This window comes from Longitalea luteola (assembly GCF_017356035.1).
Lineage (GTDB): Bacteria > Bacteroidota > Bacteroidia > Chitinophagales > Chitinophagaceae > Niastella > Niastella luteola.
Genome location: NZ_JAFIQX010000042.1, coordinates 1 through 494 on the forward strand (window position 1 = coordinate 1; position 494 = coordinate 494).

Below are 494 nucleotides of genomic sequence, written 5' to 3' on the forward strand. Positions count from 1 at the left end.
AAAAACTCCACCGCATCTTTATTGGGTGCAATAATTTTTTTTAAGTGCCAGGTGGTAAATATTTCACCAAAGAGGAATTGATCAAAAATGTTTGAGGTAAACTCAACCTCATCAAAGGTATCCTCGGGATCATAATTTTTACCCCACATACCAAACTCGTATTGCATTCCATCGGGGGTAGTAATTTTAAAACCCATTAAGATAGCTTTTTTCAACCTGTTAAACCTGTAAACCGGGTACCCATTCACGTGGAACGGTATATCCACCGAAGTATACGAAGCTGAATTGTTAGGATCTAATGGCAGCGAGTCATCAAATAAGGGAATGTTATAGATAATAGATCCCTCTACCTTTATATCAGGCCGGCTTTGCACGCGAACATATCCGTTATGGTCCATATAAAATTTACCTGAGTATTCACCACACTGAAAAACATATTCATCCGGTTCGGCTTCTACCCAAAAAGTATTGGGCTCTTTTCCCGCTTTTGCCAG

Annotated in this window: 1 protein-coding gene; it reads right to left on the reverse strand. The window is 39.5% G+C overall.

Annotated elements, in window-relative coordinates; genetic code table 11:
• Positions 1-494 (reverse strand): hypothetical protein (locus JUB15_RS28335; RefSeq protein ID WP_207516125.1); only part of this gene is annotated, 494 nt, incomplete at both ends.